Here is a 13,586-nt window from a genome sequence, read left to right on the forward strand (position 1 = left end):
CCAGCGTCAACTGATCACGGTGCAGCCCCGGCACCGGGTGAGTCCGCGAGGCGGGACGCGGTACGACCGGGATCAGATGCGTCGCGGCATCGTGATCAGATCCTTGTTCGGCCACACCCCGCCGACCGTCCACCGCTCTGCGAGGGGGGCGAGCTGCGCAACGAACGGATCATCGTCGGTGCCCGTCGCCCACGCTTGTCCGACCTGGCGGACGGCACCTGCCACCCAGTCGGCGATGATCAACTGCGGTGTCGTGCTGCTGTCGGCGAAGGTGATGTCAACGACCGGCAACGCCTGCGCTGGGAGGCCGGGCGTGACCGCCGGAACCTGGTCGAGCGACAGCAGCAACGGAAGGTGCCGGTTGATCGTCTTCGACGAGTCGTGCACCAGGTGGAACTCGCCGATGGCCGCCCCGACGTGACGACACAGCTCGATCAGGCACGGAACGGCGGGATCGAGGACATCGCGGATCTTGCGAGCGTCTATGAGGTCGACGAGATCCTGGGCGTGCCAACGCGCAGCGAGCAGACGGCCGACATGCGTGTCGAGGCCCTCCCGGGTTGTCCGGCGGTACGCCTCGATCGCATCGAACAGATCGTCAAGGGTGGTCGGCTGGTTGGGTCGGATCGCGTTGACGAAGGTCGCCAGCATCGCCTCGTAGGCGCTTTCGTCACCGAACACGGGACCGGCCAGGTGCATGAGGTTCGCCAGCCCGACAGCGGAACCGTCCGCGTACATGTCGTGGCCGGCCGCCCATGCCAGTTCGACCGCGAGATAGTCGACCATCTTCGAGATGATCATGAATCGCTTGTGCGCGACGAACGCGCTCGCAGCATCTTCCCCCAGGGTCGGCAGCACCGACATGAGCGCCGCCTGGCCCTGCCGGCTCTTCGCCAGCGACCCGTACTTCGGCTCGCCCTGCCGCGGCGGCACCGCGTCCAGCACGGACTGCACCATCGCCTGTGCATCGACGGCGCTCAAGCGCACGGCGGCCACGGCGAACACCGGCTGATAGGGATCAACGAGGTTCTCCCCGGAGTTGCTGGACTCGTCGGCATAGACCGTGGGAGCTTCGTCGGGCACCACACCACTGTGCCGACCGCAGCGAGATCCCGCGCGGCATTTCTCGCGCCGCTGTCGCGACACCCAGCGATGCGGGCCGACATAGCTCTCAGGTCGCGTCAAGGCTCACAGGCGCTCGCATCAGTGGCGGCCTGAAGACCCGTGGAACCCGCGACGTCGAAGGCTCAACGCCATCGCTGGCCGGCGACACTGATCGATCGGGGTGCCGGCCAGCGATGGCGCTCGACGTGGCGTTATGCAGCCTTCGGTCGGTTTCTGCGAGGGATGAGCTTGATTGTGGCCTCGGCGGTCGTCTTCTTCAGTTCCGCGAGGACGGAGGTGTAGATGTCGGCGGTCATCTTGTAGGACGAGTGGCCGAGAGTGTCCTGGATTTCTTTGATGCTGGCTCCGGCGGCGAGCATCAGGGTCGCGGCGATGTGCCTGAGGTCGTGGAACCGTACCGGCGGCAGGCCGCTGCGTTCGACGAGCCGGTCGAATCGGCCGGTGACCGTCTCCGGGTGCCACGGTTGGCCGTCGCGTTGCCGGACGAAGAAGATGTCGCTGTCGGCCCAGGTGTCGCCAGCGACGACCTTCCACGCCGCCCGGCGGAACAGGTACCGGCGCAGACTCGTGACGGTCTCGTCGCCGAGGTCGATGATCCTGTCCCCGGCCGCCGACTTCACCCCTTTCTCGATCACCTGGTAGCCGACGCTGGTGCGCTGACCGGTGATGGTGATCGCTGCCGCCTCCAGGTCGACGTCGTAGTCGTGTAAACCGCACAGCTCGCCCCTGCGTGGGCCGCGGTGGATCGCCACGTCGAACAGGGCATAGAGCTCGGGGTCCTCGGCCTCGGCGAAGTCGAGGAACTGGCCTGCCTGGACGGGCGTCCAGACCATGACCGGGCTGGGCCGCTGCCGCGTGCGGCGCCACCGGTTGACCGCCGCGTCGGTCCACAGCCGGGGTCTCGGCGGCCTGCCGGAGGCCAACTCGACCGACTCGGCAGGATTGTGGTCCACCAACTTGTGGTGATAGAGGCGGCGGGCGTCGTTGAGGGCCTTGCGGAGGGTCGCGAGGATCCGCTGCTGGCTGGCGTCGCCGACCGTGCGGATTCCCTTGACGGCCTCGCGGATCTCCTTCACGGGGCTGGCCTTCGCGGCGCGGATCTCGTCGTTGCGGGCCTCGATCGTCGCGAAGACCGACTCGATGTGCGCGGCGGTGAGTTCCTGCAGCGCTACCTGCCCCAGGTGGGGCGTCCAGTACTTGCTGATGTGGTCCTGGTAGCTGCGCCGGGTCGCGGGTGCCAGCCTGACCCGGTTGGTGATCCACTCAGCGAGGTACTCGCCGAGGGTGAGCCGGGTGTCGACGGGCACGTCGGCGCGGATGCGGCGGGCCACGTGGTCGCGGTCCGGCAGCGGCTGCTGGGGCTTGCACGCCTGCAGCAGGTCGGCGATCCGTCGGCGCTGGATCTCGTCGCGGCCGGCGAGGTCGAGCAGCGCACGGGCGTGATCGCGTTCGGCGGCGGCGGCCTCGCGGGTGTCGAACCCGGTGCGGCGCAACTGCCGCCGCCCGTGGCCGGCGTCGAGGGGGAGTTCGAGCTGGTAGCGCCAGGTGCCGTGGTGGGGGTTCCACCCGTTGCCGCGGCGGAGTTTGGGGCACTGCGCGCCGAGGCGTCTGCCGTTCTGTCGGCAACCGCAGCGTTTGGTGATGGATCCGTCTGCCATGACGAGTTCGCTCCTCGCCGACGCCGCCCTCTGGCGAGCATCGGATTGTCGGGTGTCCGTTGCGTGGTGATCACCGCTCGTTTCGGCCGGGTGATCAAGTCGTCGGTGGTGGGGGCGGTGGGTCGCTGGGGACGCCGAGGGCCGCCAGGATCGCGACGACGGAGACCCGGTAGCGGGAGCCGACCCGCAACACGGGCACCGGCAGACGGTCGCGGCGTGCCAGCTCGTAGGCGCTGCTGCGGGACATGCCGAAGATCTCGCCGACGGTCGCGACGTCCGTGACCGCTCCGAGTGCCCGGATGCCCTCAACGGTCCACACCGGCGGATCCTCTGGGGGAGTGCTGGCCTTCTTGCTGTCCATGGGATTCGGTCCTTCGTGCAAAGAGGGAGAGAGCCCGCCACCGTGGTGGTGGCGGGCTCTCGGGATGGTGGGGGTTTGCTGGTGGTGGTCAGCCGGTTGGCTCGGTTGGCTCCCACCGACGCCGGCCTATCTCGGCGGTGCCGTGGTCGATGCGGGGGCGGCTTGGTCGTGACCAGCCCGGCTGCGCCGGCCGGGAGGCGACCACGCGCCACCCGGCCGCCCGCAGGCTGGCCCCGCTCTCCCCGTCCTGGGTGTAGGTGACCAGACGCCGGTAGCCCAACGCCCGGACGGCCTTCCACGCCGCCCCGTACAGCAGAGAGCAGGCGTTACGAGTGCCGTCCGTCGCCACTCTGGTGACCTCGAGGGTCAGGCCGTCGTCGAGCCTGCGCGCCACGGGACGCCCGACGACGGCCACGCCGACCAAGACGTCGTCGCGGGCCACGCCGACACTGAACTTGTGCCCCCGCGGCGGCCGATGATGGCGGTGCCAGTCCGCGACGAAGCCGCAGGCTTCGGCGAACGTGACCGGCACCGTCCGTAGGTTCACCCGCTCTCCTCGTTCGACAGGTCGTGGGGCAGGTACGGGACGATCCGGGCCATCGCCTCGTCGTGGAACGCGGCGTTGATGTCGACCCCCACGTAGCGGCGGCCGAGCTGCAGCGCGGCGAGCCCGGTCGTCCCGGCGCCGGAGAACGGGTCCAAGACGACGCCGCCCGGTGGGCAGCCGGCCGCGATCGCCCGTAGCGGCAGGTCGATCGGAAAGGGGGCCATGTGCGACCCACGGTAGGGGCGGGTCGCGATCCGCCACACATCCCCCGGGTTGCGTCCCTTCGGATGGGCGGCGGTGTGGGCGTGCCCGAGCGGGACGAGGTTGCCCCGCCCTGCCCGAGGCTCGACCTGGACCTCCTCGGCACCGTACTTACCGGCGCCGTAAGCGGTGGCGCCGCGGCGGCGGGCGGTCGCGCCGATCCCGCCGGTGCGGCCCTTGCGTGCCCCGCCGATGATCCGGGTCCCGTCGGCGGCCTCCGGCCGGACCAGCGGGATCCGGATAGGGTCGAGGTCGAAGTAGTAGGAATGGGACCTGGAGAGCAGGAACAGCAGTTCGTAGCCGGTACTCAGCCGGTCGGTCACGGACTCGGGCATCGGGTTGGTCTTCGACCAGATGACCGCGTTGCGCAGCCACCAGCCGCGCGCCTGCAGTGCGAACGCGGTCCGCCAGGGCACGCCGATCAGGTTCTTCGCCGGCAACAGCGCGGACACCACCGGTGTCCCGGTGATTCCGCCCCTGGTGTCGTGGGCTCGACGGGTACCGCCGGTGTAGCTGTCGCCGAGGTTCAGCCACAGCGTCCCGGTGGGGTTGAGCAACCGCATCGCCTCGTCGAACACCCCCACCAGGCGGTCGACGTACTCGCCCACGGTGGGTTCCAGTCCGTACTGCGGGTCTGCCCACGTCGCCCCGCACCGGCCGCACGACGCGCCGTCGCGGCGTTGCCCGGCAGATAGCGGGTGCGGGCAGGCGGGGGTGCCGCCGTGCCACGCACCGGTGCCGTAGTCCCGCAGCGACCAGAACGGCGGGCTGGTCACGATGGCGTCGACGCTGCCGTCGGGCATCGCGGCGAGCACCTTCCGGGCGTCGCCGAGATACAGCTCGACCGGGCCGGCCTTCCGGTACCGGTAGGCCTCGAGTGAGGTGGGATCGGTCATGTTGGCACCGCCCACCGGTGCGGGCACAGCAGCAGCCGCAACGCTGCGGCTGCCTGTTGCGGGACGACGCCGTTGCCGAGGACCCGCAGCGCGCCGGTACGCGGCAACGCGAGCACCGGGTCGGTGACCCACTGTTGGTCGAGGCCCATGAGCCATTCCACGAACGGCGGTGCCAGCACCGGTTTGCCGTGCTGCCCGGGTTGGGTCGGCTCCGGCACCGGCCGGCCGAGTAGCACCTCCCAGCGTGCTACCGCGTCGGCGTAGACGCCCCACCGGTCGGCGTCGGGCTGACCGAGTCCGGCGACGGTGGTGCGCAGGTCCGCGCCGCCGTCGCCGTGCCGGCCTGGTCCCCGCGCGTCAGAGGCGCGCGGAGTGGGCAGGATCCGGGCCGGCACCCGCACCGCTGCCGACGGCAGGGTGAGGTCCCCGTGTGAACCACGTTGTCCTGGGCAGCCCTTGGTGCCGTCGGTGGCCTTCGGGGTGGGCAGCAGCACCTGCGACAGCGGTGGCCGCCATCCGGCACCAGCGCGCCGGCCGGGGGTGCCGGTGTCGCTGGCACGCGGGGTGGGCAACAGCGGCGGAGTCGTCGGCTTCCCGCCGCGCTGCGGCCGGTAGCCGCGGACCGCTGATTCCAGGGTCGGTCGCCAGGTGTCACGGTGGGTGCCGCTCATATAGCCGGTGCCGCCTCCCGCGGTGGGCGTGGGCAGCAACTGCCCGGCGATACCGGCAAGGCTGGGCCGACGGGTCGCCCCGGCCGAGGGGGACTTGTTCGACCCGTATGTCACCGCGGTCGGTGTCGGCAGCAGGTGATGGCGGGTGCCGGTCGGCTCGACCAGGTCGGGCAGCCCGTACTGGTGGCCGGGGCCCTTGCCGTCACGGGCACACGGTGTCGGCAACGTCCGCACCCCCTCCGCGGCGGTGGGTGGGGGTGGCCAGCAGGAACAGCCGGTCCCGCTGGTGGGCGGCGCCGATGTCGGACGCGCGTAGGCAGAGCCAGCTCGTGTCGTACCCGATCGCGGCCAGATCACGGTGGACGACGTCGAGTCCTCTCCGTAGGAGGGCAGCGACGTTCTCCACGAACAGCAACTGCGGTCGAAGAACGCGAACGGCTGCGGCGACGTGGTTCCAGACGCTGGAGTGCGCGCCGGTGATGCCGACGCGTTTGCCGGCGTTGCTGATGTCCTGGCAGGGGAAACCGGCGGTAAGGATGTCGACGGGTTCGACCTGGGCCCAGTCGACGGCGCTGATGTCGCCGAGGTTCGGGATGCCGGGCCAGTGGTGGGCGAGGACGGTGTTGGCGTGTCGGTCGGTTTCGGCGTACCAGGCGAGCCGGCCGCCGAGCACCAGCTCGACGGCCAGGTCGAGCCCGCCGTACCCGCTGCACAGGGAACCGACTCGTGGGGCGGCGGTGGCTTCACCGTTCACGCCACCTCCCCACGCCCCGCGGCGGCGGGTGCCGTCGCGTCGTGCGGGCAGGTCCACGGCCCACAACCGGGGGCGTCCGCCGGCCGTGGGCGTGGGCGCAGCACCACCTCGTCGAGCGGCACCCGGGCTCTGTGCAGGAAGAACTGCCCGCGCAGCGGGTGCCCGTCGGCATTGGCCTTCGCGGAGCCGTTGCGGATCGCCCGGTCGAAGGCGACCGCGTCGGCCCACTCCGCGGGGCTGTTCGCCCGCAGGCCGGCCCAGAAGCCGTCGTCGTGGAAGGGGCACCCCACGCACGACGACTTCGGGGTGTCCCCGAGGCCTTGGTCGGTCAGGTATCGGAGACAGTCGGTCCGCCGCCAGCCCAGGTCGAGCAACGGGTGGACGTTGTGCATGTAGCCGACGTCCGAATCGCGGGCGCGGCCGATCTCGTCCAGGCTGATCCCGATGGCCATCTGCGCCCGCACCCCGGCCGGCACCCGCGTCGGGTGCGGGTAGCCGAGCCGGCGCCGCACCTCCACCTTGATCGGTTTGATCTTGTACTCGGAGGTGCACTGCCGTCGGGCCATGCCCCGCTGACCGTTCGGCCCGAGCGTGAACAGGGGCATTGACGCGAAGCGGTGCTCCGGGTCGAGCGCGTCAGCCCGGATGTCTCCGGTGCTGACGCGCACGACCTCGATGCCGGCTGCCTGGGCGATGCCGGTCAACCGGTCCAGATGGCGGTAGACCGCGGCCGGTTCCCAGGACGTGTCGGCGAAGATCGCCGCGTCGAACCCGGGGATCGTGCCCTGGGCGGCGAGCAGCAGGAGCGTGGTGCTCTGCACGCCAGCGCCCAGCGACAGGAAGCGGTGGGTGGGTGCGCTCACGCGACCACCCCGGTTCCGTCCCGCGGTGATGGTCGTTTGGTGAAGATCAGGACGTCTTCGTGCGCGATGAGGTGCATCGGCATCCCGGCGGCCCTGGCCTTGCGGACCTGTTGGAGTTGGAAGAACGACGGCCGGGCGACGAGGTGGTCGTCGCGGACGGCGGCGAGGAGGGCGACGCACCGTTCGGTCGGTGCGAGGCCGGCGCGCCGGCCGGCGGCGATGACGGCGCTGGGCAGGTCGATCAGCTCGGTGTGTTTGCGCCAGGGTCGGGCGGTGACCACGACGATGCCGCCGGGGCGCAGGAGGGTGGCGCAGCCGGCCAGGATCTGGGCGAATCCGTCGGTAAGGCCGGTCAGGTCGCGGTAGGCGAGGTTGCCTCGGTCCTCGCCGTCGTTGTACCGGTCGTCGTACTTGACGACCCCGTCCGCGCCGGGGCGCACGAGGCCATGCACCGTGGGCCCGTACGGCGGTGAGGTGACCACGAGGGCCACCTGTCCGGTGAGGGCTGTCGGGACCAGGGACGTCAGTCGGGTCGCGTCGCCGCGGATGACCGACGCCCGTCCGGTGGCGCCGTGGTCGTGGGCGTGGCGGATGTTGGCGTCGGCGATGTTCGACCACTGCGGCTCGTACTCGATGCCGAAGGCGTCGCGGCCGGCGTGGATCGCCTCGACCAGGGTGGTGCCGATGCCGCACATCGGATCCAGAACCAGGTCCCCGGGCTGGGTGTAGGCGGCGATGGCGTGGGCGGCGATCGCCGGGAGCATCCGGGCGGGATGCTTGACCGACTCCGGCACGTGCCGGCCGCGTCGTTGGACGGGTCCGGTGGACTGGGCGGTGGCCCAGACAGATAGGCCGTCGGAGTCGGCGCGGTGGCGGCCGTCGTACTCGCGGTGCCGCCCCGGGTAGTCCCCGCTGGCGGGGCTGAAGGTGTTCGGCTCGTTGGGGTCGGGGTGTCCGGTGGTGGTGGGTTCAGGCACGGCGGTCACCACCGTCGCGGTCACGGCGCCGTCGCTGCCCGGCAACCGGGCTGGGCTGCCGTGGAGTGAAGACCAGCAGGTCGGCGTGCACCCGCAGGTGCGCGACGGCCCACTGGTCGGGGTTGGCGTGGGCCAGGGTGAGCAGCTCCTCATCGGTGACGACGTGGTAGACGAACTCGTCGCCGTCGGTACCGGCCTCGACAGCGACGATGTGCTGCAGGTAGCCGAGCCCCGCGCGGGAGGCGGCGGCCACGAGGGGGCCGAAGTCCTCGGGCGTGGGCTGCGTACCGGTGGGCACGCCGACGACGAGCACGAGGCAGCCGCCGGGGCGCAGCAGCCGCGCGCAGGCGGCGAGAAGCCAGGCGAGCCGGACCCGGGCGGTCGTGTCCGTTTCGTGCAGCGGCCAGGAGGCGACCACCAGGCTGGTGACCGAGTCCAGCGGTCCGTCGTCGCCCGACCGGACGACCGCGGTGTCGGGGCCGATGCCGGGCAGGTCGGGGTCGGTGAGGTCGTCGCCGAACCACTCGATCAGCTCGGGTACGTCGTCGTCCTCGCCGTCATCGGGCGCGGGTGAGGAAAGCGGGGCGGCGTCGGTCGCCGCCGGCCGGCTGGTGGTGGCCGGGCCGATGAGCAGGCCGGAGCTGGTGTCGGTGAACCAGGCACGGCGGTGCGCGCGCTCGCCCTTGACACAGGTCGCGGTCAGGGCGTGGTTGGTGGTGAGGTCGACGACCGCCTCGCCGGGCCGGCTGTAGGCGGCGACGAGGCGGTAGGCCAGACGGGCGGGCAGGCTGGTGTGGTGTTCGGCGTCGGTGCGGGCCGTGCGCCAGACCGTGATCGGTACCGGCGGGTCGCCGGCGATCAGGTCGATGAGTGTGGGGTCGGCCGGCTCGGTGTGGTCGGCCTGGTTGTTCTGGTGCGGCGTGTGCTCGCTCATGTGCTGTCGGCTCCGCGCCGCGCCGTGAAGCGCTGACACCCCCAAACCGGGGTTTGTGATCCCTGGCGAACACTTGCCGCACTCACCGCCGCTCACAGACGCTCACTATGTGGCGGCTCGTCCCGGTTCGGACGGCTTTTCCTAGCCGACTTCGCGTGGCGACGACCAGCGGCAGCCGCTGGGCTGCGACGGGCGGAGCCTGAACTCCACCCCCTCTGTCAGTTACCGTCCGTTACTGACAGAACAGGCAGAGGATGCCGGTCTCGGTCCGTGGGGACGCCGCGGCGTCGGCGTGGATCACCGCGTTGACCAGCACTGTGAGAAGTGGTGTGAGTGTCACCGGGGGCGGCCCGGCTTCACCGGCTCGGCGACCCTGTCACAGGTTGACCGTGTCAACGGTGGCAGAGCTTCTGCCGCTGTCGGAGGTGCCGCCGACGAACTGGCGCGGGCCGACCGACGGCGACCGGTGACACCAGCCGGACTGTCACAGGTTCCCGTTCCCGAGGCTGTGAGTGTCGTCGGCGTCGTGTCACGGGGCTGCGAGCTGAGCCGGTGACAGCGTCGTCGCGCGCGTGCCTGACGGGTTCTGTCAACCTGTCACAGGCCAGGTCAGCCCGCCTTTGCCAGAACCTCTATCAGCGATCACATTCGATGAATACGGGTAGGGTGTGCCTGTGACAGGAGCCGGGCGCAGGGCGGTGATCGGGGGTCTGAGCAGCTCTGTCAGAGGCTTGTGAGGCTCGTGTGGCGGAATCGATGCCACCGCTGCGCCGCGACAACGTCGGCGGCGGTCATCGAATCCCTTCGCTGTCACAGGAGTTTTGACATGAGCGTGTCCAACGCTACGGACTGGCCCACTTCCGCCCTTGACGCCGCGGCGACCGCCTTCGCCGCGCTGACGTGCGAACCCGCGCCGCTGGTGCTCGACTGCACGGCGTTCGGTCCCGACACCGGTCTGCCGCAGCGGGTGATGCCGCTGCCCGCGCTGCGGGACTGGCTGCTGCGCCACCCCCGTGCCTACACGGCGCGTGACGAGGTGTGGCGGGAGCTGATCCGCCGCGCCCGCCTCGACGGGCCGCACTGGGTCGTCGCCGCGGCAGGCATGGCGATGCCGGCCCTGCAGCAGTACGCGGCCCGACTCTGCCAGGGCTACTACGGCGACCCGGCGGACATCGACGCCGAGATCCTGACCGGCTTCCTGACCGCGCTACGCGATCGGGTGGACCTGACGAAACCGGCGCCGTACGCGAGTCTGTGCCGGGCGGCGTGGCGGGCCGGGCGTGACCTGCGCCTGCAGCAGCAGGAGTACCTGCCGGTCGAGGACATCGAGCACGTCGCCGCCGGCCCACGGACCCCGCGGGTGCCGTACGGGCATCCGGACCTCCTAGTCCGGCGGGCGATGAGCCTCGGGATCCTCGATCCGGAAGACGAGCAGGCCTACATCGACGTCCGGCTCGGGCGTCGGGCGATCGAGCCCATCGCCGCCGCCAACGGCGTCAGCGTGGACGCCCTGCGCATGCGGCTCTCGCGCATCGACAGCCGCATCGCCGAAGCCCTCGCCGACGGCCTGCTGACCGGGGCCGCGTCGCCGGAAACCGTCGCGGAACTGCGGAGGCAAGCCGAACAGCGCGGTCAGCGACGGGCAGGCCGCGCTGCGGCTGCCCGCCGCGAAACCAGCCAGGTGGCGGCTGCGGCAGCTGCCTGACAGCTTCCCGCACCACCGAGCGCAGCATCTGTGGCCCGACGTGCACCACGTCGGGCCACAGCCGTTTCTGCCTCCGCCCTGACAGAAACCGTCCGGCAGCACCCACTGTCGGGCAGCCGACACGCTCCAACGGAGAAAGAGCAGTTCAGCAGCCCTGACCTGCGCTGTGAGTCTTCGCCCCGAGGGTTGTGAGCGGCGTGGGAGCGCGGCAAGTGTTCGCCACAGGTCACAAGACCCGGTTTGGGGGTGCGGGACTTCCCCGAGCGGCACCGCTGCTCGGTGGTCCCGCCCGCCGCCGGGCGACACGAGGAACCACGATCCGCGTGCCTCGGGTGCCGCGCCACGTTGATGCGCTGACACCACATTGATGACCGCAACCCACCCCTAAGGGAGGACGAGCTCCTCCCGAGGCTCGCGGTGTCGTTCGTTCCTTCACCTACGCCCGGCGGCGGCCCCTGTGGACCGTTTCGAGCAATCGCCGCGCCCCGGTCACGCCGTTCGGCGCCCCGGGGCGCGGCGGGAGGTGAACCGCAATGTCCCGCACCCCCACTCACATCCGTACAACCCGACGGGCCGCTCGTTTCGCGCTGCGCGTGGCCGTGCCGCTGTCCGGCACAGGACTGGCCTTCACGATCCCGGCCGCCGCGCACGCCGATCCCGGTAGCGCCGTATACCTGGCGGCGAACTCGCTGCCGGTGGTGATCGCCAACCTTCAGGCCTGGGTCATGGGGATCCTCGCCGCGATCGCCACCCTCTACCTCGTCCTGGCCGGCGTCTACTGGGCCACTGCCGGTGGTGACCCGTCGCAGGTGGAGAAGGCCAAGCTCGCCCTGCGCAACGCGTTGATCGGCTACGGCTTGGCGGTCCTCGCGCCGATCCTGCTGCAGATCATCCAGGGCATCGTCGGCGGCTGAGACGTCATGGGATGGATCCTCGACCAGGCTCTCGACTGGCTCACCACGGCGATCCTGGCCTGCCTCACCGCGATCTTCGATCTGATCACCGGCATCCTGCTCCACACCCCGAAGGTCACCGCGCTGCCGCAGGTGCAGGCTCTCACCGGCCGGTCGGTCTGGATCGTGGACACCGTCTTCGTCCTGGCGTTCGTCGCCGCCGGCGTGCTCGTCATGGTCGCCGGCGGCGGCGAACAATCCCGGTACACCGTCAAGGACCTCCTCCCCCGGCTGGTCGTCGGGTTCACCGCCGCGCACTTCTCCCAACTGGCCTGCGCCCAGCTCATCGACGCGGCCAACGCCTTGACCGGGGCGATCAGCGAGGGCGGCTCCGACAGCGACGGTGCGTTCACCGCGATCCAGACGCACCTCACGGCGGCGAAGGACCACGCCGTTCCGCTGTTGTTCCTGGTCCTGGTCCTCATCATCACCGTGCTGATCGTGACGACCGCGTTCCAGGTGATCGGCCGGTTCGTTGCGTTGCTGGTGCTGACGAGCATCGCGCCGCTGGCGCTGGCCTGCCACGCGCTGCCACAGACCGACCCGTTCGCCCGGCTGTGGTGGCGCGCCTACACCGGATGCCTGGCGATCCCGATCGCCCAGTCGTTCTTCCTCACCGCAGGCGAGCAGGCGCTCCTCGACCCGGCAGCCATGCTGCCGGTGTTCGGCCTGCCCGCCGACCCCGGCGGCACCCTCAACCTCCTGGTGGTCGTGGTCCTGCTCTGGACCACCGTCAAGATCCCCACCCTGATGGCCCGCTGGGCGGGCCAGAGCGGACGCGGCACCGCGAACATGCTCGGCGCGGCCGTCCGCGTCGTCGTGGTCCAGCAACTCACCCGCGCCGTCCCCGGCCTGAACACCCTCCGGAGGACCATCACATGACCCGATCCGAACCCGACAGTGACCTGACCAGGGCACGGATGCCCGCCGACGTCGACGCCCCCGACAAGGTCGCCTACGGCCTGACGTTCCACCAACTGGCGATCGTCGCCACCGGCACCCTGCTCTTCTACGCCGCGTGGCGCACGCTGCACGATGTCGTGCCAGCACCAGTCCTCATCGGCGCGGGTGTGGTGCTCGGCGGGCTGGTCATCGGCTTGGCGCTCGGCCGCCGCGACGGCCTGTCCATGGACGTGTGGCTACTGCACGCGCTCCGCCACACCCGCACCCCCCGCTCGCTGTCCAACGCCAGCGTCGCGGCGGATACCGGGCCGGCGGACTGGGTCGAGACGCCCAAGAGTGGCCGGGTACCGCTGCCGGCGCCGTTGCGGCTGCCCGCCGACGCCATCGACGACGACGGGCAGATCAGCCTCGGCGCAGATCGGGCGGCGATCGTCGGCACCACCACGGTGAACCTCGCCCTGCGCACCCCCGCCGAGCAGGCGGCCCTGATCGAGGGCTGGGGCAGGTGGCTCAACAGCCTGTCGACGCCCACGCAGATCGTCGTGTCCGCGCAGCCGGTCGACCTAGCCTCCCATGGCCGGGCACTCGCCGCGGCCGCGGACGCCCAGCCGCACCCGCAACTGCGGGCGGCATGCGCCGACCACGCCGCGTTCCTCGCCGACCTCGCCACCCGGCGGGACCCGCTGCGCCGGCAGGTCCTGATCGTCCACCGCACGGCGGCCGGCGAGCGAACCCCACACACGGCCCTGCGCCGCGCCGATGACACGGCACGGACGCTATCCGGCCTCGGCGTCAGCCCACGGGTGCTGGACGGACCGGCGGTCACCGCCGCTCTGGCATCCGCCGCCGACCCCTACCGGCCACCGCGGCCGGGCGGCCTGGCCGCGCCCGACGCCGTCATCACCACCGCCCCATCCCCTGCCCCCACGAAGAAGAAGAGGAAGACATCATGATCAGGAACAGAGGGGCCACTGGCGA

At 71.1% G+C, this 13,586-nt stretch carries 14 protein-coding genes; 4 read left to right on the top strand and 10 right to left on the bottom strand.

From position 1 onward, the window contains the following. Window positions 1-72: 72 nt before the first annotated feature. The 10 genes from IEY61_RS05835 to IEY61_RS05880 form a co-directional block, all read right to left on the bottom strand. Window positions 73-1,185 carry a DUF3800 domain-containing protein gene (locus IEY61_RS05835; protein WP_189041322.1) on the bottom strand — a complete coding sequence of 371 codons (1,113 nt, stop codon included), beginning with the start codon at window positions 1,183-1,185 and terminating at the stop codon, window positions 73-75. Between the two features lie 131 nt (window positions 1,186-1,316). Further along, window positions 1,317-2,783, bottom strand: a complete 1,467-nt coding sequence (locus tag IEY61_RS05840; RefSeq protein WP_189041324.1) for a tyrosine-type recombinase/integrase — start codon at window positions 2,781-2,783, stop codon at window positions 1,317-1,319. A 94-nt stretch (window positions 2,784-2,877) separates the two neighbouring features. Next, complete coding sequence (locus IEY61_RS05845) at window positions 2,878-3,144, bottom strand: helix-turn-helix domain-containing protein (RefSeq protein ID WP_189041325.1); 267 nt, start codon at window positions 3,142-3,144, stop codon at window positions 2,878-2,880. A gap of 88 nt (window positions 3,145-3,232) precedes the next feature. Further along, window positions 3,233-3,691, bottom strand: a complete 459-nt coding sequence (locus tag IEY61_RS05850) for an XF1762 family protein (protein WP_189041327.1) — start codon at window positions 3,689-3,691, stop codon at window positions 3,233-3,235. After that, entirely contained in the window at window positions 3,688-4,848 is a 1,161-nt protein-coding gene (locus IEY61_RS05855; protein WP_189041329.1) for a DNA-methyltransferase, read from the bottom strand. Before IEY61_RS05855 ends, IEY61_RS05850 begins: the two co-directional genes overlap by 4 nt. Beyond that, complete coding sequence (locus IEY61_RS05860) at window positions 4,845-5,753, bottom strand: hypothetical protein (RefSeq protein ID WP_373293101.1); 909 nt, start codon at window positions 5,751-5,753, stop codon at window positions 4,845-4,847. Before IEY61_RS05860 ends, IEY61_RS05855 begins: the two co-directional genes overlap by 4 nt. Then, window positions 5,722-6,273: a DNA cytosine methyltransferase gene (locus IEY61_RS05865; protein WP_189041333.1), complete on the bottom strand. Its 552-nt coding sequence runs from the start codon at window positions 6,271-6,273 to the stop codon at window positions 5,722-5,724. The genes IEY61_RS05860 and IEY61_RS05865 overlap by 32 nt, the downstream gene beginning before the upstream one ends. Then, window positions 6,270-7,136: a hypothetical protein gene (locus IEY61_RS05870; protein ID WP_189041335.1), complete on the bottom strand. Its 867-nt coding sequence runs from the start codon at window positions 7,134-7,136 to the stop codon at window positions 6,270-6,272. The genes IEY61_RS05865 and IEY61_RS05870 overlap by 4 nt, the downstream gene beginning before the upstream one ends. After that, on the bottom strand, window positions 7,133-8,122 hold the full coding sequence (locus IEY61_RS05875) for a TRM11 family SAM-dependent methyltransferase (RefSeq protein WP_189041633.1): 990 nt from the start codon (window positions 8,120-8,122) through the stop codon (window positions 7,133-7,135). The genes IEY61_RS05870 and IEY61_RS05875 overlap by 4 nt, the downstream gene beginning before the upstream one ends. Further along, window positions 8,106-9,047, bottom strand: coding sequence for a hypothetical protein (locus IEY61_RS05880; protein WP_189041337.1), 942 nt, complete (start codon window positions 9,045-9,047; stop codon window positions 8,106-8,108). Before IEY61_RS05880 ends, IEY61_RS05875 begins: the two co-directional genes overlap by 17 nt. Window positions 9,048-9,873: 826 nt before the next feature. On the opposite strand from IEY61_RS05880, the gene IEY61_RS05885 reads away from it, so the two are divergent. The 4 genes from IEY61_RS05885 to IEY61_RS05900 all read left to right on the top strand — a co-directional run bounded on the left by IEY61_RS05885 (window position 9,874) and on the right by IEY61_RS05900 (window position 13,561). Then, on the top strand, window positions 9,874-10,752 hold the full coding sequence (locus IEY61_RS05885; protein WP_189041339.1) for a hypothetical protein: 879 nt from the start codon (window positions 9,874-9,876) through the stop codon (window positions 10,750-10,752). A 533-nt stretch (window positions 10,753-11,285) separates the two neighbouring features. Continuing rightward, window positions 11,286-11,666 (top strand): pilin, encoded by a 381-nt coding sequence (locus tag IEY61_RS05890; protein WP_189041341.1) that lies wholly within the window; start codon window positions 11,286-11,288, stop codon window positions 11,664-11,666. A 6-nt stretch (window positions 11,667-11,672) separates the two neighbouring features. Beyond that, a complete protein-coding gene (locus tag IEY61_RS05895; RefSeq protein ID WP_189041343.1) occupies window positions 11,673-12,587 on the top strand; it encodes a hypothetical protein in 915 nt (304 codons plus the stop codon). Window positions 12,588-12,625: 38 nt separating this feature from the next. Then, entirely contained in the window at window positions 12,626-13,561 is a 936-nt protein-coding gene (locus tag IEY61_RS05900) for a PrgI family protein (protein WP_189041635.1), read from the top strand. The last annotated feature ends 25 nt before the right edge of the window (window positions 13,562-13,586 follow it).

Source organism: Micromonospora sonchi (genome assembly GCF_014646235.1).
GTDB lineage: Bacteria > Actinomycetota > Actinomycetes > Mycobacteriales > Micromonosporaceae > Micromonospora > Micromonospora sonchi.